We start from the raw sequence: 17,286 nt of genomic DNA, 5'->3' as shown, positions 1-17,286 counted from the left end.
TCGCGGGGGAGCTATGGAGCACAAAGAAACGTCACAGGGAGACTTTGAGTCCACCCTGAAAAAACATGCTCACCAACTGGTCGACAGCCTTGAAAAAGGCCATTTCGGCGACGCGGTGCAGTTGATCCATGAGCTCAATCAGACCCGTGACCGAGGCCTGTACCAGGAAGTGGGCAAGCTCACACGCGAGCTGCACAGTGCAATCGTCAATTTCCAGATTGACCCGCACATGCCCCAGGCCGAGGAAATCTCGCAGATCACGGATGCCACCGAACGCCTGTCCTATGTGGTCAGGCTGACCGAGGCCGCGGCCAACCGCACCATGGACCTGGTGGAAAACGCCACGCCTCTGGTCAACGGCATGGCCACCGAAGCTCAGGCCCTGAATGCCGACTGGGGGCGCTTTATGCGCCGGGAAGTGGGGGCTGAAGAGTTCCGCGAGCTGGCGCGCCGGGTCGAAGGGTTCTTGTCACGCAGCGAGCAGGACAACCGCACGGTGTCCAGCAACCTCAACGATATTCTGCTGGCTCAGGATTACCAGGACCTGACCGGTCAGGTGATCAAGCGCGTGACGCAATTGGTCACCGAAGTGGAAAGCAACTTGCTCAAACTGGTGCTCATGGCCGGCCAGGTTGACCGTTTTGCCGGCATCGAACATGACCGCGCAGCGATCCTCTCGGAAAAAGATCCACAAAAACATCTCGCCAAGGGTGAAGGTCCGCAGATTCATGCCGATAAACGTGAAGACGTTGTGTCAGGTCAGGATGACGTAGATGACCTGTTATCCAGTTTAGGCTTCTAAGGAGCACCCACATGAGCTTCGGCGCCGATGAAGAGATCCTTCAGGATTTCCTTGTAGAGGCCGGCGAAATTTTAGAGCAACTGTCCGAACAACTGGTCGAGCTGGAAAGCCGCCCGGATGATGCGAACCTGCTCAATGCAATTTTTCGCGGTTTTCATACTGTAAAAGGGGGCGCCGGCTTCCTCCAGCTCCATGAGCTGGTGGAGTGCTGCCACATCGCCGAGAACGTGTTCGACATCCTGCGCAAGGGTGAGCGTCACGTCGACTCGGAGTTGATGGACGTGATTCTCGAAGCGCTCGATGCGGTCAACGGCATGTTCAGCCAAGTGCGCGAACGTGCGCCGATCACTGCCGCCACCCCGGAACTGCTGGCCGCCCTGGCGCGCTATGCAGAGCCTGCCGACCTGTCGGCGGAGCCCGTGGTCGAGGCCGTGCCGGAGCCTGAACCGGCGCCGGAACCGGACGTGACCGACAGTGAATTCGAACAGCTGCTCAGCTCCCTCAGCGCGGTCAAGGCCGAAGCCGAAGCGCCGGCCGCTGCGGCCCCGACCTCGGCTGAAGCACCGGCCAGCGAAGACATCACCGACGCCGAATTTGAGTCCCTGCTCGATCAGTTGCATGGCAAAGGCCAGTTCGCCGCCGATGCCGTGGCGCCTGCCGCCGCGTCGCCTGCACCGGCCGCTGTGGCTGCCAGCACCGATATCACCGACGACGAGTTCGAAGCGTTGCTCGACCAGTTGCACGGCAAGGGCACCTTCGCCGCCGACGCGTTGCCGGAAGTCGCGGCCACCGCCGCCGCGCCGGCTGATGCCAAGCCGGCAGCCGCTGCGGCACCTGCCGGTGACGGGCTGATCACCGATCATGAATTCGAAGCGTTGCTGGATGATTTGCACGGCAAGGGCAAATTCAGCGAAGTGCCTGCGCTGGCCGCGTCTGCGGCCGCCGCTACCGCCGCCAAACCTGCACCGGTCGCCGCCAAGGCCGCGGCGCCTGCCGCAGCACCCAAGCCCGCGGCGGCGGCTCCGGCTGCCGCGCCTGCACGGGCCGCCGCCGCGCCGGTGGCCGACAAGCCTGCCAGTGAAGCCGAAACCACCGTGCGGGTCGATACTGCGCGCCTGGACGACATCATGAACATGGTTGGCGAACTGGTGCTGGTGCGTAACCGCCTGGTGCGCCTGGGCCTGAGCAGTGGCGATGAGTCCATGCAAAAGGCCGTGTCGAACCTCGACGTGGTTACCGCCGACCTGCAAACCGCCGTGATGAAGACGCGGATGCAGCCGATCAAGAAAGTCTTCGGCCGCTTCCCACGCCTGGTTCGCGACCTGGCGCGTCAGCTGAAGAAAGAGATCAACCTGGAGTTGGTGGGCGAAGAGACCGACCTCGACAAAAACCTCGTCGAGGCCCTGGCCGACCCGCTGGTCCACTTGGTGCGTAACGCCGTCGACCACGGCGTGGAAACCCCGGAAGAACGCGAAGCCGCGGGCAAGTCCCGGGGCGGCAAAGTGATCCTGGCGGCCGAGCAAGAAGGCGACCATATCCTGCTGTCGATTACCGACGACGGCAAAGGCATGGACCCGGCCATCCTGCGTAACATCGCGGTCAAGCGTGGCGTGATGGACAAAGACGCCGCCGACCGCCTGACCGACACCGAGTGCTACAACCTGATCTTCGCCCCAGGCTTCTCGACCAAAACCGAGATCTCCGACGTGTCGGGCCGTGGCGTGGGCATGGACGTGGTCAAGACCAAGATCAGCCAGCTCAACGGTTCGATCAATATCTACTCGACCAAGGGCCAGGGCTCCAAGATCGTCATCAAGGTGCCGTTGACCCTGGCGATCATGCCGACCCTGATGGTGATGCTGGGCAACCAGGCGTTCGCCTTCCCGCTGGTCAACGTCAACGAGATCTTCCACCTCGACCTGTCGCGCACCAACGTGGTGGACGGCCAGGAAGTGGTGATCGTGCGCGACAAGGCGTTGCCCCTGTTCTATCTCAAGCGCTGGCTGGTGGCTTCGGCGGCTCATGAAGAACAGCGCGAAGGCCATGTGGTGATTCTCTCCGTGGGCACTCAACGCATCGGCTTTGTGGTCGATCAGTTGGTCGGCCAGGAAGAAGTGGTCATCAAGCCTTTGGGCAAAATGCTGCAGGGAACCCCGGGCATGTCGGGTGCGACCATCACCGGTGACGGTCGAATCGCGCTGATTCTCGATGTTCCGAGCATGCTCAAGCGTTACGCCGCTCGGCGTATTTGATTCTGGCGGGGCAGGGCGGTATTGCCCGCCCCGCCTAACGGAGTGTTTATGGCAGTCAAGGTCCTGGTGGTGGACGATTCGGGTTTCTTCCGCCGCCGCGTCTCGGAAATTCTTTCCGCCGATCCAAGCATCCAGGTGGTCGGCACGGCCACCAACGGTAAAGAGGCGATTGATCAAGCCATTGCGTTGAAGCCTGATGTCATCACCATGGACTACGAGATGCCCATGATGGACGGCATCACCGCGGTGCGGCACATCATGCAGCGCTGCCCGACTCCGGTGTTGATGTTCTCCTCGCTGACCCATGAAGGCGCCCGAGTGACCCTCGACGCCCTGGACGCAGGGGCGGTGGACTTCCTGCCGAAGAATTTCGAAGACATCTCGCGCAACCCCGAGAAGGTCAAGCAACTGTTGTGCGAGAAAGTCCACAGCATTTCCCGCAGCAACCGTCGCAGCCTATTCAGCGCCCCCGCGCCGGCCCCGACACCTGTTGCCGCACCGGCTCCCACGAGTGCCTCGACGTTCGGGCGCCCCGCGCCTGCACCGGTTGCCCGCCCCGCAGCGGCACCTGTGCGTGCGTCTGCGCCAGCGGCAACGGCACAGTCCCCGGCGCCCAAGCGCAAGGCCTACAAACTGGTCGCCATCGGCACCTCCACCGGTGGTCCGGTGGCGTTGCAGCGCGTGCTGACCCAATTGCCGGCCAACTTTCCGGCGCCGATCGTGTTGATCCAGCACATGCCGGCCGCGTTCACCAAGGCGTTTGCCGAGCGCCTGGACAAACTGTGCCGCATCAGCGTCAAGGAAGCCGAGGATGGCGACATCCTGCGTCCCGGCCTGGCGCTGCTGGCCCCGGGCGGCAAGCAGATGATGGTCGACGGCCGGGGTGCGATCAAAATCCTGCCGGGTGACGAACGCCTCAACTACAAACCCTGCGTGGACATCACCTTTGGTTCGGCCGCTAAGTCTTACGGCGACAAAGTTCTGGCGGTGGTCCTGACCGGTATGGGCGCCGACGGCCGCGAAGGCGCGCGCTTGCTCAAGCAGGGCGGTAGCGCGATCTGGGCCCAGGACGAAGCCAGCTGCGTGATCTATGGCATGCCCATGGCCATTGTCAAAGCCAACCTGGCCGACGCCGTCTACAGCCTGGATGACATCGGCAAGCATCTGGTGGAGGCCTGCCTCTGATGGATGTCTTGAGTCTGATTGGCATCACCATGGCATTTGTCGCCATCATCGGCGGCAACTACCTGGAGGGCGGCCACCTGGGCGCCCTGGCCAACGGCCCAGCGGCGCTGATTGTGATCGGCGGCACGGTGGGCGCTGCGTTGCTGCAGTCGCCGTTGAGTTCGTTCAAGCGCGCCATGCAGATCCTGATCTGGATTATTTTCCCGCCCCGTGTGGACTTGGCCGGTGGCATCGATCGCGTGGTCAACTGGAGCCTCACCGCACGCAAGGAAGGCCTGCTGGGCCTGGAAGGCGTGGCTGATGCCGAGCCTGACAGCTACGCGCGCAAAGGCTTGCAGTTGCTGGTGGACGGCGCCGAGCCGGAAGCGATCCGCAGCATCCTTGAGGTGGACTTCTACACCCAGGAAAGCCGCGATATCAACGCAGCCAAAGTCTTTGAAAGCATGGGCGGCTACGCGCCGACCATCGGCATCATCGGTGCGGTAATGGGCTTGATCCATGTGATGGGCAACCTGGCCGATCCGTCGCAATTGGGCAGCGGCATTGCCGTGGCCTTTGTCGCCACCATCTACGGCGTGGCGAGCGCCAACCTGGTGTTGCTGCCGGTAGCCAGCAAGCTCAAGTCGATTGCCATGCGCCAATCGCGTTACCGCGAAATGCTGCTCGAAGGCCTGCTGTCGATTGCCGAGGGCGAGAACCCGCGCTCCATCGAATTGAAGCTCCAGGGCTTCATGGATTGATGGGAGGTATGGGTTGTGAGCCGTCGCCGTCGCGAGCCTGAAGAACACGTCAACCATGAACGCTGGCTGGTGTCCTACGCGGACTTCATCACCCTGCTGTTCGCGTTTTTCGTGGTGATGTACTCCATCTCGTCGATCAACGAAGGCAAGTACAAAGTGATTTCCCAAGCGCTGATCGGGGTGTTCAACGACGCCGACCGCTCGCTCAAGCCGATTCCCATCGGCGAAGAGCGGCCCCGCACCGTGACCCCGGCCAAGCCGCTGGTCAATGACAGCGATGAAACCGCCGCTGGCGTGGGCGGCACCAGCGACCCGTTGAAAAGCATCGCCGATGACATCAGCGCCGCATTTGGCGACCTGATCAGTTCCAATCAGATGACCGTGCGCGGCAATGAGCTGTGGGTCGAGATCGAGCTCAATTCCAGCCTGCTGTTCGCCAGCGCCGATGCGATGCCCAGCGACCAGGCGTTCACCATCATCGACAAAGTGGCGGCGATCCTTAAGCCGTTCGAAAACCCGATCCACGTCGAAGGCTTTACCGACAATATTCCGATCAGCACCGCGCAGTACCCCACCAACTGGGAACTGTCCTCGGCCCGCGCGGCGAGCATCGTGCGCATGCTGGCGATGCAGGGTGTGAACCCCGGGCGCCTGGCGTCGGTGGGCTATGGCGAATTCCAGCCGGTGGCCAATAACGCCACGGTGGAAGGGCGCGCGCGCAACCGTCGGGTGGTGCTGGTGGTGTCGCGCAACCTGGATGTGCGCCGCAGCCTGACCGGCACCGGCACCGCCAATGCAACACCGGATGCGGCCTTGAGGCGTGCTGGCACACAAACTGCACCGCCAGCGGTTAAGCCGCCGGTGGGTCAGAGCGCCGTCAATTCTCCGTCACCGGCTCAATAACGTTATGCAATGTCTCGGTCGCGCCTGTGCCTGCCGGGAGGAATCATCCGAATGAGAGTCTGGGCAGTTGCCAATCAAAAAGGTGGAGTCGGCAAGACCACCACCTCCATCGCTCTGGCCGGTTTGCTGGCCGAGGCGGGCAAGCGTGTGGTCGTGGTGGACCTGGACCCCCACGGCTCGATGACCAGCTATTTCGGCTACGACCCGGATGCGCTGGAACACAGCTGCTTTGACCTGTTCCTGCACAAGGGCAACGTGCCTGGCGACCTGCCCGGGCAATTGCTGTTGCCCACCAGCAACGAGAGCATTTCCCTGCTGCCCTCCAGTACCGCGCTGGCCACCCTTGAGCGTCAGTCGCCGGGGCAGAGCGGCCTGGGCCTGGTGATCGCCAAGACCCTGGCGCAACTGTGGCAGGACTTTGACTACGCCATTATCGACAGCCCGCCGCTGCTGGGCGTGCTGATGGTCAACGCATTGGCCGCCAGCCAGCAACTGGTGATCCCGGTGCAGACCGAGCATCTGGCTGTCAAAGGCCTTGAGCGCATGGTCAGCACCCTGGCGATGATCAATCGCTCGCGCAAACAGCCGCTGCCGTTCAGCATCGTGCCGACCCTGTTCGACCGTCGCACCCAAGCGTCGCTGGGCACCTTGCGTGTATTGCGCGATGCCTACCCGGACACCATCTGGCAAGGCTACATTCCGGTGGATACGCGCCTGCGTGACGCCAGCCGCGCAGGGCTCACGCCGTCGCAGTTCGATGGCAAGAGTCGCGGCGTGATGGCCTACCGTGCGTTGCTCAAACACTTGCTGTCCCAGCAACTCGTGGCGCAGGTGGCATGATGAACCGTCCTGTCGAACTCAAGACCAAGACCCGGCCGCAACTGGCGCTGGAATCCTACCTGGATGCCCTGTTGCAGGAAGCCACCGATGAGGTGTTGCCGGAACCGATTCTGGTGCTGGAGGCGGTTGTCGAGCCCAGCAGTACACTGGATGAATTCCAACTGGCGGTGCTGGAAGAGCAGGCCCGAGACGCCCGGATCGTAGCGCCGATTGTTGCGCCGGTCGTACCCGTAGTGGCGCAGCCTGTGGCGGCGGAACCGTTGGTGGCGGCGCCCGTGGTGATCGAGCCGGTGGTGGACGTGCACCTGCCGCCGAGCATCACGCCGCCGCCAGTGAGCGGCGACGACCGGCCGGCATGGGCCGCCGAGCCTTTCGAATGCCTGCTGTTCGACGTCGCCGGGTTGACCCTGGCGGTGCCGCTGGTGTGCCTGGGCTCGATCTACTCTTTGGAAGGTCACGAGCTGACGCCGCTGTTCGGCCAGCCGGAGTGGTTCCTCGGCATCCTGCCCAGCCAGGCCGGCAACCTCAAGGTGCTGGACACCGCGCGCTGGGTGATGCCCGACCGCTACCGCGACGATTTTCGCGAGGGTCTGCAATACGTTATTTCCGTTCAAGGCTACGAGTGGGGGCTGGCGGTGCATCAGGTCAGCCGCTCGCTGCGCCTGGACCCGAACGAAATCAAATGGCGCAGTCACCGGGGCCAGCGGCCTTGGCTGGCCGGCACCGTGATCGAACACATGTGCGCGTTGCTCGACGTCGCCGAACTGGCCGAGTTGATCGCCAGCGGCGCCGTCAAGTCGATGCCCGGTAACAAACGCAGTTGATTGAACACGCTGGCCGCACGGGTGTGCGGTTGGCGAATGAAGCACACACGCCGTATCCAACGGCATTTGAAGGGGTCATGGGTATGAATATGTCAGCATCTGCACAAAAAGGCTCGGACGATCCGATTCTGCAATGGGTAACCTTCAAGCTGGACAACGAGACCTACGGTATCAACGTGATGCGCGTGCAGGAAGTGCTGCGCTACACCGAGATCGCCCCGGTCCCGGGTGCGCCGAGCTACGTGCTGGGTATCATCAACCTGCGCGGCAACGTGGTGACCGTGATCGACACGCGCCAGCGTTTCGGTCTGGATACCGCCGAAGTCACCGACAACACGCGTGTCGTCATCATTGAAGCGGACAAGCAAGTGGTCGGCATCCTGGTCGACAGCGTCGCCGAGGTGGTCTACCTGCGCCAGTCGGAAGTGGAAACCGCGCCGAACGTGGGCAACGAAGAGTCGGCCAAGTTTATCCAGGGTGTGTGCAACAAGAACAACGAACTGTTGATTCTGGTTGAGCTGGACAAAATGATGAGCGAAGAAGAATGGTCGGAACTGGAGAGCATTTGATTGTTCCTTGAGGTCGCGGTGATCGTCCTGGCCCTGTTGTGGGCCGGGACCCTGGGTTTTCTGCTGCGCTACATGGCCCGGCAGCGCGAATTGGCGTTGCAGCAGGCCGAGCGCGATGCCGTGCGTGACCGGCGCATCGTGGAGCTGGTCAAGCGCGTCGACCATTACCAGAAGAGTGCCGTGCGGGTCGGGGATGAGGTGCACGAACTACGCGCGATCCTCGCACCGATGCCGGACAAGCTGGAGCAGTTGGAACAGCGCGATCCGGCCAACCTGTCGTTTGCCCAAGCGGCCAAGCTGGTGGGGATGGGGGCGACGGTGGACGACCTGACCCAGTCATGCGGCTTGACCCAGGCTGAGGCGCAGTTGATGAGTAAGTTGCATAAGAGCTGATTGCGCCTGTGGCAACTGGTGGGGGGCGTCGCACCTGCGATGCCTGGCACCTGGCCGGCCAATTAATTTTCAACCCCACTGACTTTTTTCTCCTCTGCCAAGGTCCACATCCTTCAAGCACCTTTGAATCAGGAGATTCCCTGCATGAGCACCCCCAAGGCACTGTTGATCCTCCACGGCAAGCAAGCCCTCAACGAGGACGTGCGCAGCGCCGTGCTGGCCCGGCGTGAGCAGGGTTGGGAGCTGGCCGTGCGGGTGACGTGGGAGGGCGGCGATGCGCAGCGTCTGGTCAGGGAAGCCCTGGACGGCGGTTATACCCACATCATTGCCGGCGGCGGCGACGGCACCTTGCGCGATGTGGCCGAGGCGATGGCCCAGGCCAAGGCCGATGCCAGCCTGGTGCTGATGCCCCTGGGCACCGCTAATGATTTCGCCAAGGCCGCTGGCGTACCGCTAGAGCCGGCCCAGGCCCTGGCGCTGCTGGATGTGGCGCCGCGGGCGATCGACCTCGGCCAGGTCGGCGGGCAGATTTTCCTCAACATGGCCACCGGCGGTTTCGGCAGCCAGGTCACCGCCAATACCTCCGAAGACCTGAAAAAAATCCTCGGGGGCGCGGCGTACCTGTTCACCGGCCTCACGCGTTTCAGCGAGTTGAAGGCGGCCTATGGCGAGCTGGAAGGCCCGGATTTCCACTGGAAGGGCGAGATGCTGGCGCTGGGCATCGGCAACGGTCGCCAGGCTGGCGGCGGGCATGTGCTGTGCCCAGAGGCGATGGCCGACGATGGGTTGCTTGATGTCAGTATTCTGCCGGCGCCCCAGGAAGTGGTCGGCACCTTGCGCGAGCTGATGAGCAATGGCTGGGGCCTGGACACCATGTTCGTGCGTGCGCGGCTGCCCTGGGTGCAGATCAAACAGGCCGAAGGGCTGTACATCAACCTGGACGGTGAACCGCTCAAGGGCGACGACTTGCGTTTCGAAGCCTTACCCAAGGCCTTGCGCGTGCATTTGCCGCTGGGTTCGCCCCTAGTCGTCCAGGCTGATGATTTGCTCGCGCACCGCGAATAGCACCAGCCCCGCCACGTCGAATATCTGCAAGCGCTTCATGATTTGCGAGCGGTGAGCTTCCACCGTTTTGATGCTCAGGCCCAGGCCGTGGGCGATCTCACGGGTGGACTTGCCGCGCACGATCAGGCGCAGGATTTCCAACTGCCGCGCCGTGAGGTTGTGGCCGTGGCCTGCCGGCGCGGTGGGCCCTTGGGTGCGCACCAGCGCTTGGTTGATCACGGTATGGGCGATCGCCGGGCTCAGGTAGCGCTCGTTATTGCACAGGGCTCGCAGGGCGTGTTCCAGCTCGTTGGCGGTGGTGTCCTTGAGCAGGTAGCCATGGGCGCCGGCCTCCAGCGCGCACATGATCAGTTGCGGGTCGGTGTGCATCGACAGGATCAGCACCTTGCAGCGCGGGTAGGCGGCCTTGAGTTGCTGTAAGGCGTCCAGGCCGCCGGTGTGCTTCATCGACAGGTCCAGCAGCACCATGTCCGGTTGCAACGCGTGGAACTGCTCAAGTAACTGTGCCCCATCGTTGGCTTCGCCGATCACGGTGTAGCCGGGAATATCTTGGATCAGGGCGCGCACGCCGGCCCTGATCAGTGCATGGTCATCCACTAGAAGTAATGTGCAGGTCACTCGAGAACCTTAGGGGAGTTGGCCCGTTCGAGGGCGCGCGGCGCCCAGGGAAAAAGTGCGTCGATGCGCGTGCCTTGCCCGGGCTGGCTGCTGACGGACAGCGTGCCACCCAGTTGATCGACACGTTCGGCCATGCCTGCCATGCCTCGCTGACCTTCACGGGCTGGGTTGCTCGCAGGCGCGAAGCCACGGCCGTCATCGCGAATTGTCAGCGATAACCCTTCGGGCAGGCGTTGCAGGCGCACCAGCAGGTTCTGGGCCTGGGCGTGGCGCAGCATGTTGGTCACCGCTTCCTGGGTAATGCGAAACGCCGCCACGGCCATTTCTTCCGGGATGCCGGTGAGGCGTTGCCGGCATTCCAGGCTCCAGTGAACGGGGCTGTTTTCCAGGGTCTTGAGCAGGTGCGCGCGCAGGCTGGCCTCCAGGCCCAGGCTGGTCAGTTGCCGGGGGTTGAGGATGGCAGACACGTCGCGCACCTTGGCCAGGGTTTCGTTCAGGGTATTGCACAGCATGGTGCATTGGTCTTGCAGGTCATCCGGCAGGCGTCGCTTGAGCCATTCGCTCTGCAGTTTGGCGGCGGTGAGCAGTTGGCCGATATCGTCGTGCAGTTCACGGCTGAGGCGATGGCGTTCGTTTTCCTGGACCTGCAACAGACGATCGGCCAACTCCTGGGGCTGGAAGCGGATGGATTTGCGTGAGCGCCATTGTTGCAGGCCTACCACCCCCAGCGTGGCCAGGTTAAGCAGCAACACCGACAGTGGCAAAGGCGCCGAATGGCTAAAGGCCCACAGGCTGATCAACAGCGAGGCAAGACACAAGCCAAGGGTCAGGCGGCGAGCATGGCTGCGGGACACGGACCTGGCGAGGAGTGACTTGAGGCTGGCGTACATAGCGGATGAAGCCAATGAAGGTTCGCTGCGGGAAGTCCGGTCACCTCTGACGGGGCTCAGTCTGGAGTGCGTGGCCGAATCGTTTATATACAGGAAGTTGAATGACTTCGAGCGACGCATAGTAACACCCCTGTAACCGTTGGTCGCCTGACACCTTGCCGTGCCGAGCAATTAAACGAGGGGATGTTGTGGGGGATATCAGCGTCTGAAGCATGGAAAGTTTTACTACGTAAACGAAGTTGTAACGTTAATGGATGTTGAAGGATGACTGAATCGTTAACGCCTGTCGTTTTTAGGTAAGTTGCGTAGCGAAACACGACCTGTCAAACCCTCACGAGGCGTGGTGCAAACGTTGTTGCGGTTTACAGGTGAAGCCCTTTTGCGGGATCTGCACGGTGACCGTCGCAATCAACGAGGTTTGCTCGGTTTCATCCAGTGCCAATTGGCCGGTCTTGGTATCGATCAGTTCCAATTGCCAGGCCAGTAAAGTCAGGCAGTCATGCAGCGCGTCCAGCGCCTGGTCGTGCAGTTGCAATGGGTTTTCAGCGTTGGCAATCAGGCCGTGGATATGCCCGGAAAACTCGCTGATGGCTTGCAGCGCCAGGGTGTCGGCCTGTGCCGCGAGCTTGGCCAGGCTGAGTGTCATGCAGTCGATGGCGTCGCTGTCGTTACGAATCAGATGCAGGTGGCTCAGGCATTCTTCTGACCGGTTCAACAGCTTTTCAGCCTCCAGCAGAAACGCCGAAAGTGCGAGCTGCCACTCTTTACCGTCGTTCATCATGCAAGTCTCCACAATATGGAATCGGGCGATGAGATTTCGCTGCGGGTCAATGGCTTAAAGCTAGCGCTGAAATATTGCTGATGCTTGTAGGTTGCTTCTGAGCTTTTGGTAGGAAGTTTATTGAAATAACGCCAACGGCGCTGCGCAGCCCTCGTGAGCGGGCTCAGTTGCACACCTTCAGTTGCCGCGACGTAAATGTCTGAAACACCCAACGGGCGAGGACTTGGGATGGCGAACAAAAGCCTGACTCCATTCATGCAATGAGAATGGCGTCACATTAATGGCTATTAGATATTGCGAATATCAGGTTGGACCTGATTGCGTATAGGGGAATCCCTTACAAGCGGGAACCTTGCGTCGATTTGAGTGTCGCGCAATGCCGCTTTGCCCACTTATGAAGCGGTACGGCCAGTAAAGCATGATGTCAGTGTGACATCAATTAATTTACGTGGCATTTTAACGGGGTCAAGATCTGGCGCTTGCCGCCGATAAACAGCTTAGTGAACTGCACAACCCCTACGCGCAGCACTTACCCGCGCATATCAGGAGCTTCCAATGGCCGGCATTCTCGACACGGTAGATCAACGCACGCAATTGGTGGGTGAGAATCGCCTGGAAATCCTCATGTTTCGCCTGGCCGGGCGGCAGTTGTTCGCCATCAACGTGTTCAAGGTGCAGGAAGTCCTGCAATTGCCCAAGCTCACGCTGATGCCGCAGCGCCATCCGTTTGTGTGTGGCGTGGTCAACCTGCGCGGCCAGACTCTGCCGGTGATCGACCTGTCCCAGGCCATCGGCATGCGGCCCCTGGTGCCGGGCCCGAACAGCACCATCATCGTCACCGAGTACAACCGCTCGGTGCAGGCGTTCCTGGTGGGCGGTGTGGACCGCATCGTCAACATGAACTGGGAAGCCATCCTGCCGCCTCCGACCAGCGCCGGTCGCCAGCATTACCTCACCGCCATCAGTAAGGTCGACGACCAGTTGGTGGAAATCATCGACGTGGAAAAAGTCCTCGCCGAGATCGTGCCGTACAACGCCAAGGTCTCCCGGGAAAAGCTCGAAGACCCGGTGCTCGAACGCGCCCGTGGCCGCGAAGTGCTGCTGGTGGACGACTCCAACGTGGCGCTGTCGCAACTGCGTGACACCCTCGGCCAGTTGGGCGTGAAAATGCACATCGCCAGCGATGGCCTCAAAGCCCTGAACATGCTCAAGTCCTGGGCCGACGCCGGTCACGTGATGACCGACAAACTATTGATGATCTTCACCGACGCCGAAATGCCGGAAATGGACGGCTACCGCCTCACCACCGAGATCCGCAACGACCCGCGCCTGCGCAAATTGTACGTGGTGCTGCACACCTCGCTGTCGGGCAGCTTCAACGAATCGATGGTGAAGAAGGTCGGCTGCGACAATTTCCTGTCCAAGTTCCAGCCTGACAAACTGGTGGATGTGGTGCGCCAGCGACTGATGCTGGACGAACAGCCAGCTTGACCTTAGGGTGATGGCTTTGCCCCTCAGGAATGCAGAGCCATGCTTCGTCTCAGCGCGTTGTACCGTTATCCCTTGAAATCCGGCAAGGCCGAATCGTTGCAACACAGCGGCCTGGATAAGCTCGGGTTGGACGGGGATCGACGCTGGATGCTGGTGGACGAGGCCAGTGGGCGCTTCCTGACGCAACGCGCCGTCACCAAGATGAGCCAGCTGTCGGCCTTGTGGAACAGCGCCGGTGGCCTGACCCTGAGTTCGCCTGGCCATACCTCCCTTGACGTCCCATTGCCCGACGAAGACGCTGCGTTGCGCGGCGTGACCATCTGGCGCGACACCCCGCGCCTGCCGGATGCCGGTGACGCGGCGGCTGCGTGGGTCAGCGAGTTTGTCGGCGCGCCGACCCGGTTGGTGCACATGCCGCTCAAGCGGGCGCGCACCACTCAGTCCGGTTATGGCCGCGACGATGACCAGGTGGCGCTGGCCGACGGTTATCCCTTGCTGCTGATCGGCCAGGCCTCCCTGGAAGACCTGTCCGAGAAGGTCGGCCGCCCCATGGAGATGCTGCGCTTTCGCCCCAACCTGGTGATCGAAGGTGCCGACGCGTTTGCCGAAGATGGCTGGAAGCGCCTGCGCATCGGCGACGTGGAGTTCCGGGTGGTCAAGCCGTGCGCACGCTGCATCCTCACCACCATCGACCCGCGCACCGGCGAGCGCAGCGCCGACCGCGAACCCTTCGCGACTTTGAATGGCTATCGCAAGACCGAGGATGGCGCGATGTTCGGCCAGAACCTGGTCAACGATGGCGTGGGTCATCTGGAAGTCGGCATGCCGGTGACGATCCTCGAATAATCCATCGCCCATAAAAAAATGCCCGTTTCCACCTGGGAAACGGGCATTTTTTTGCCTGGCTGAAACCTTAGCCGCGGTATTCGCACAGGTAAGCAGTGTCGACCTCGACCTTCAGCTGGAATTTGCTGTTGGCCGGTACGTTGAACTGGCTGCCGGCGGAGAAGGTCTGCCACTCGCTGGCATCCGGCAGTTTGACGGTCAGCGCGCCGGAGACGACGTGCATGATTTCACGCTGGTCAGTGCCGAACTCATATTCACCCGGGGCCATCACACCGATGGTCGCCGGACCTTCAGCGGTGCCGAACGCGATCGACTTGACGGTGCCGTCGAAGTACTCGTTGACTTTGAACATGGGCGAATCCTCGGAAAAAGTTGCCTTCCCTGTCGAAGCGAGGGCAGCGTTATGGAAAAGGTTGGCCAGTATGCCCAAGCCTTGCGAGGCTGCCTAGACCGGCAAAATCAGCGGCAATAGGCGGGCGGTGTTGCGCGCGTCTTCGAGTGCCCGGTGCTGCTGGCCATGGAACTGCATCCCCGCCAGTTGCAGCGCGCCGTTGAGCCCCAGCGGCTTGTCCAGGCGTCGGGCCTTGGCGAAGCGCTGCTTGAGGTTGATATGGGGCGTGTGGGCCAGGGCGCTGTCCAGGCCATGGCGCTGCCACTCCAGTTCCAGTTGCTGGCGGTCGTAGTCGCCCCAACTGGCCCAGCCTTCCAGGCGCGTCTGGTGCTGGCCCAGCCAGCGTTCGAACAGTGGCCACACCTCGTTCAGCGGCGTCGCCGCGTCGATATTGGCCTGGGTGATATGGGTAAGCTGGCGGCAGAACGGCGTCAGCAACGGGCGGCGCTGCGGGCGCACAAAGCGCTGGAAATGATCCACTTCGCGGCCCTGGCGATTGACCAGGCTCGCGCCGATTTCAATGACTTCCATCTCCGTCACGGGCCAGCCGCCTTCATCCGTCGTGGCTTCAAGGTCAATAATCAGCCAATGAGGCATGGTGCAGGTTCCCGTACTCTTCCCGTCCTGGGGGATAGAGCGTAGACGGCCCGTGTAGTTCCGCGCTGTTTTTTCCAGGAGAGCCAGGGTTTATTCGATTTCCAGCAGAATCTGGCGATTGCGAACCTGATCGCCCGTCATCACCTGTATGCCCTTGACCACGCCCTCAACCCCGGCCTTGAGCGGATGCTCCATCTTCATGGCCTCCAGCACTAGCAGCAGTTGGCCTTTGCGCACACGGTCACCGACGCCCACGCACACGTCGACGATTGCCCCGTCCATTGGCGCCTTGAGCGTACCGCTGCCGGCGTCGTCCTGGCGCTGGGCAACCTGCTGGGTCACGTCGACCACCGTCAGCCCCGGCAGCCACAACCGGCTGCCATCGAGGTGATAGGCGAGGCGGCGACGAATGCCATCGATGACCAGGGTGAAGTGGCGGTCGTCGAGCCCGAGCGGCCGGATATCGATGCCGTTGATGCAAAGGGCGTTATCGGCCGACACACTGACGCTGATCCCCTGCACCTTGTCGTTGACCAGCAAGCGATAACTCCTGGCTGCGCTGGCGTTGTTGCACCACCCGGACAAGCCGGGACGATGCCGCGCGGCACTGTGCTGGTAGAACAGTGCGGCGGCGACGGCTAATTGTTCGTCAGTGGCCGGGTAGGGGGCGATCGCATTGAAATAACGAGGGATAAACCCAGTGCTGAAGTCCCCGCGTACAAAGTCCGGATGTTCAAGCACCTCGGCCAGTAGCCGTTGATTGCTGGTCACCCCCAGCAGCAGCGTGTCTTGCACCGCACGCAGCAGTTTGCGCCGCGCTTCTTCGCGGGTGGCGCCGTGGGCGATGATCTTGCCCAGCATCGCGTCATAGAACGGGCTGATGCGCTGGCCTTCCAGCACGCCGTGGTCAACCCGTACAGCGGCGGCCGGTTGCCAGCGCAGCACGTCGCCGGTCTGCGGCAGGAAGCCCTGGGCCGGGTCTTCAGCGTACAAGCGCACTTCCATGGCATGCCCGTTCAGGGTCACGTCGGCCTGGGTCAGGGGCAGTGGCTGGCCGGCGGCGACCTGCAGTTGCCAGGCCACCAGGTCGAGCCCGGTGATCAGTTCGGTGACCGGGTGCTCGACTTGCAGGCGGGTGTTCATTTCCAGGAAGTAAAAGCGCCCGTCGCGGTCAAGCAAAAACTCCACGGTGCCGGCGCCCACGTAGTTCACCGCGCGCCCAGCCTTGAGCGCGGCCTCGCCCATGGCCTGGCGCAGGTCGGGCGTCATCACTGGGCAGGGCGCTTCTTCGATGATTTTCTGATGGCGGCGTTGCACCGAGCAGTCGCGCTCGCCCAGGTATATCAGCTGGCCGTGACGGTCGCCGAACACTTGGATTTCGACATGACGCGGCTCAATCAGCGCTTGTTCCAGAATCAGCTCGGCGCTGCCGAAGGCGTTGAGCGCTTCGGAGCGCGCCGTACGCAATTGCGCCAGCAGCTGATCCTGTTGATGAACCAGGCGCATGCCACGCCCACCGCCGCCGGCACTGGCCTTGATCATCAACGGGTAGCCGATGCGTTCGGCGTGGCGTTGCAGGGTGGCGTCATCCTGATCGGCGCCTTGATAGCCCGCAATGCACGGCACGCCGGCCTCCAGCATGGCCAGCTTGGATAGGCGTTTGCTGCCCATCAGCTCGATCGCTTCGGCGCTGGGGCCGATAAAGGTGAGCCCGGCGTGTTGGCAGGCGCGGGCGAAGTCGGGGTTTTCCGAGAGAAAGCCGTAGCCGGGGTGCACCGCGTCAGCGCCGGTTTTATGCGCGGCTTCGAGGATCGCTGGGATATTGAGGTAAGACAGCTGCACCGCAGCGGGGCCGATGTGCACGGCTTCGTCGGCCATCTGCACATGCAGGGCGTCGGCGTCGGCGTCGCTGTATACCGCCACGGTGCGATAGCCCAGGGCCTGGGCCGTGCGCTGGATGCGACAGGCGATCTCGCCGCGATTGGCGATCAGGATTTTGCTGAATGTGGGCATTGGAAGGTCCCTTGGTTATGCGCTGTTTGGTCTGGCCTTATCGGGGGCGAGCCCCCCTCTCACATCTGGAACCAGTCCCCGGGGCT

The 17,286-nt window shown here is 62.2% G+C and carries 18 protein-coding genes; 12 read left to right on the top strand and 6 right to left on the bottom strand.

What is annotated here, in order from left to right:
- Window positions 1-13 precede the first annotated feature (13 nt).
- The 10 genes from HRH33_RS19155 to yegS all read left to right on the top strand — a co-directional run bounded on the left by HRH33_RS19155 (window position 14) and on the right by yegS (window position 9,573).
- On the top strand, window positions 14-802 hold the full coding sequence (locus HRH33_RS19155) for a protein phosphatase CheZ (protein WP_034138832.1): 789 nt from the start codon (window positions 14-16) through the stop codon (window positions 800-802).
- A gap of 11 nt (window positions 803-813) precedes the next feature.
- Window positions 814-3,054 carry a chemotaxis protein CheA gene (locus tag HRH33_RS19150; RefSeq protein ID WP_167416918.1) on the top strand — a complete coding sequence of 747 codons (2,241 nt, stop codon included), beginning with the start codon at window positions 814-816 and terminating at the stop codon, window positions 3,052-3,054.
- A 48-nt stretch (window positions 3,055-3,102) separates the two neighbouring features.
- The gene (locus tag HRH33_RS19145; protein WP_040269012.1) at window positions 3,103-4,239 is read left to right on the top strand and encodes a protein-glutamate methylesterase/protein-glutamine glutaminase; all 1,137 of its coding nucleotides are present in this window, start codon (window positions 3,103-3,105) and stop codon (window positions 4,237-4,239) included.
- Window positions 4,239-4,979: a flagellar motor protein gene (locus HRH33_RS19140; RefSeq protein WP_034138829.1), complete on the top strand. Its 741-nt coding sequence runs from the start codon at window positions 4,239-4,241 to the stop codon at window positions 4,977-4,979. The genes HRH33_RS19145 and HRH33_RS19140 overlap by 1 nt, the downstream gene beginning before the upstream one ends.
- Window positions 4,980-4,994: 15 nt before the next feature.
- Entirely contained in the window at window positions 4,995-5,882 is an 888-nt protein-coding gene (motD, locus tag HRH33_RS19135) for a flagellar motor protein MotD (protein ID WP_034138828.1), read from the top strand.
- A 51-nt stretch (window positions 5,883-5,933) separates the two neighbouring features.
- The gene (locus HRH33_RS19130) at window positions 5,934-6,722 is read left to right on the top strand and encodes a ParA family protein (RefSeq protein ID WP_034099451.1); all 789 of its coding nucleotides are present in this window, start codon (window positions 5,934-5,936) and stop codon (window positions 6,720-6,722) included.
- A complete protein-coding gene (locus tag HRH33_RS19125) occupies window positions 6,722-7,546 on the top strand; it encodes a CheW domain-containing protein (protein ID WP_167416919.1) in 825 nt (274 codons plus the stop codon). The genes HRH33_RS19130 and HRH33_RS19125 overlap by 1 nt, the downstream gene beginning before the upstream one ends.
- Before the next feature lie 83 nt (window positions 7,547-7,629).
- Window positions 7,630-8,115, top strand: coding sequence for a chemotaxis protein CheW (locus HRH33_RS19120; protein WP_373873651.1), 486 nt, complete (start codon window positions 7,630-7,632; stop codon window positions 8,113-8,115).
- Window positions 8,116-8,508 (top strand): DUF2802 domain-containing protein, encoded by a 393-nt coding sequence (locus HRH33_RS19115; protein WP_034099447.1) that lies wholly within the window; start codon window positions 8,116-8,118, stop codon window positions 8,506-8,508.
- A gap of 144 nt (window positions 8,509-8,652) precedes the next feature.
- Window positions 8,653-9,573 carry a lipid kinase YegS gene (yegS, locus tag HRH33_RS19110; protein WP_034138827.1) on the top strand — a complete coding sequence of 307 codons (921 nt, stop codon included), beginning with the start codon at window positions 8,653-8,655 and terminating at the stop codon, window positions 9,571-9,573.
- Here yegS and HRH33_RS19105 read toward each other — a convergent pair.
- The 3 genes from HRH33_RS19105 to HRH33_RS19095 all read right to left on the bottom strand — a co-directional run bounded on the left by HRH33_RS19105 (window position 9,532) and on the right by HRH33_RS19095 (window position 11,862).
- Window positions 9,532-10,191, bottom strand: a complete 660-nt coding sequence (locus HRH33_RS19105; protein WP_034138826.1) for a response regulator transcription factor — start codon at window positions 10,189-10,191, stop codon at window positions 9,532-9,534. The genes yegS and HRH33_RS19105 overlap by 42 nt on opposite strands.
- Window positions 10,188-11,081: a sensor histidine kinase gene (locus HRH33_RS19100; protein ID WP_173603586.1), complete on the bottom strand. Its 894-nt coding sequence runs from the start codon at window positions 11,079-11,081 to the stop codon at window positions 10,188-10,190. Before HRH33_RS19100 ends, HRH33_RS19105 begins: the two co-directional genes overlap by 4 nt.
- A gap of 331 nt (window positions 11,082-11,412) precedes the next feature.
- The gene (locus HRH33_RS19095) at window positions 11,413-11,862 is read right to left on the bottom strand and encodes a hypothetical protein (protein WP_034138824.1); all 450 of its coding nucleotides are present in this window, start codon (window positions 11,860-11,862) and stop codon (window positions 11,413-11,415) included.
- Between the two features lie 555 nt (window positions 11,863-12,417).
- Here HRH33_RS19095 and HRH33_RS19090 point away from each other — a divergent pair.
- Together HRH33_RS19090 and HRH33_RS19085 are read left to right on the top strand one after the other, a co-directional pair.
- Window positions 12,418-13,353 carry a chemotaxis protein CheV gene (locus tag HRH33_RS19090; protein ID WP_034138823.1) on the top strand — a complete coding sequence of 312 codons (936 nt, stop codon included), beginning with the start codon at window positions 12,418-12,420 and terminating at the stop codon, window positions 13,351-13,353.
- Window positions 13,354-13,392: 39 nt separating this feature from the next.
- Window positions 13,393-14,199, top strand: a complete 807-nt coding sequence (locus tag HRH33_RS19085) for an MOSC domain-containing protein (protein WP_034138822.1) — start codon at window positions 13,393-13,395, stop codon at window positions 14,197-14,199.
- Window positions 14,200-14,266: 67 nt separating this feature from the next.
- Here HRH33_RS19085 and ppnP read toward each other — a convergent pair whose 3' ends face one another.
- The 3 genes from ppnP to HRH33_RS19070 all read right to left on the bottom strand — a co-directional run bounded on the left by ppnP (window position 14,267) and on the right by HRH33_RS19070 (window position 17,200).
- Window positions 14,267-14,551 (bottom strand): pyrimidine/purine nucleoside phosphorylase, encoded by a 285-nt coding sequence (ppnP, locus tag HRH33_RS19080; RefSeq protein WP_167416921.1) that lies wholly within the window; start codon window positions 14,549-14,551, stop codon window positions 14,267-14,269.
- 93 nt (window positions 14,552-14,644) lie between these two features.
- Entirely contained in the window at window positions 14,645-15,187 is a 543-nt protein-coding gene (locus tag HRH33_RS19075) for a 3'-5' exonuclease (RefSeq protein ID WP_094064926.1), read from the bottom strand.
- A 90-nt stretch (window positions 15,188-15,277) separates the two neighbouring features.
- A complete protein-coding gene (locus HRH33_RS19070) occupies window positions 15,278-17,200 on the bottom strand; it encodes an acetyl/propionyl/methylcrotonyl-CoA carboxylase subunit alpha (RefSeq protein WP_167416922.1) in 1,923 nt (640 codons plus the stop codon).
- Window positions 17,201-17,286: the final 86 nt, after the last annotated feature.

The sequence above is a fragment of the Pseudomonas rhodesiae genome (assembly GCF_013285305.1).
GTDB lineage: Bacteria > Pseudomonadota > Gammaproteobacteria > Pseudomonadales > Pseudomonadaceae > Aquipseudomonas > Aquipseudomonas rhodesiae.
The sequence above is the reverse complement of the archived record's forward strand: the minus strand, read 5'-3'. Positions and strand labels throughout refer to the sequence as shown.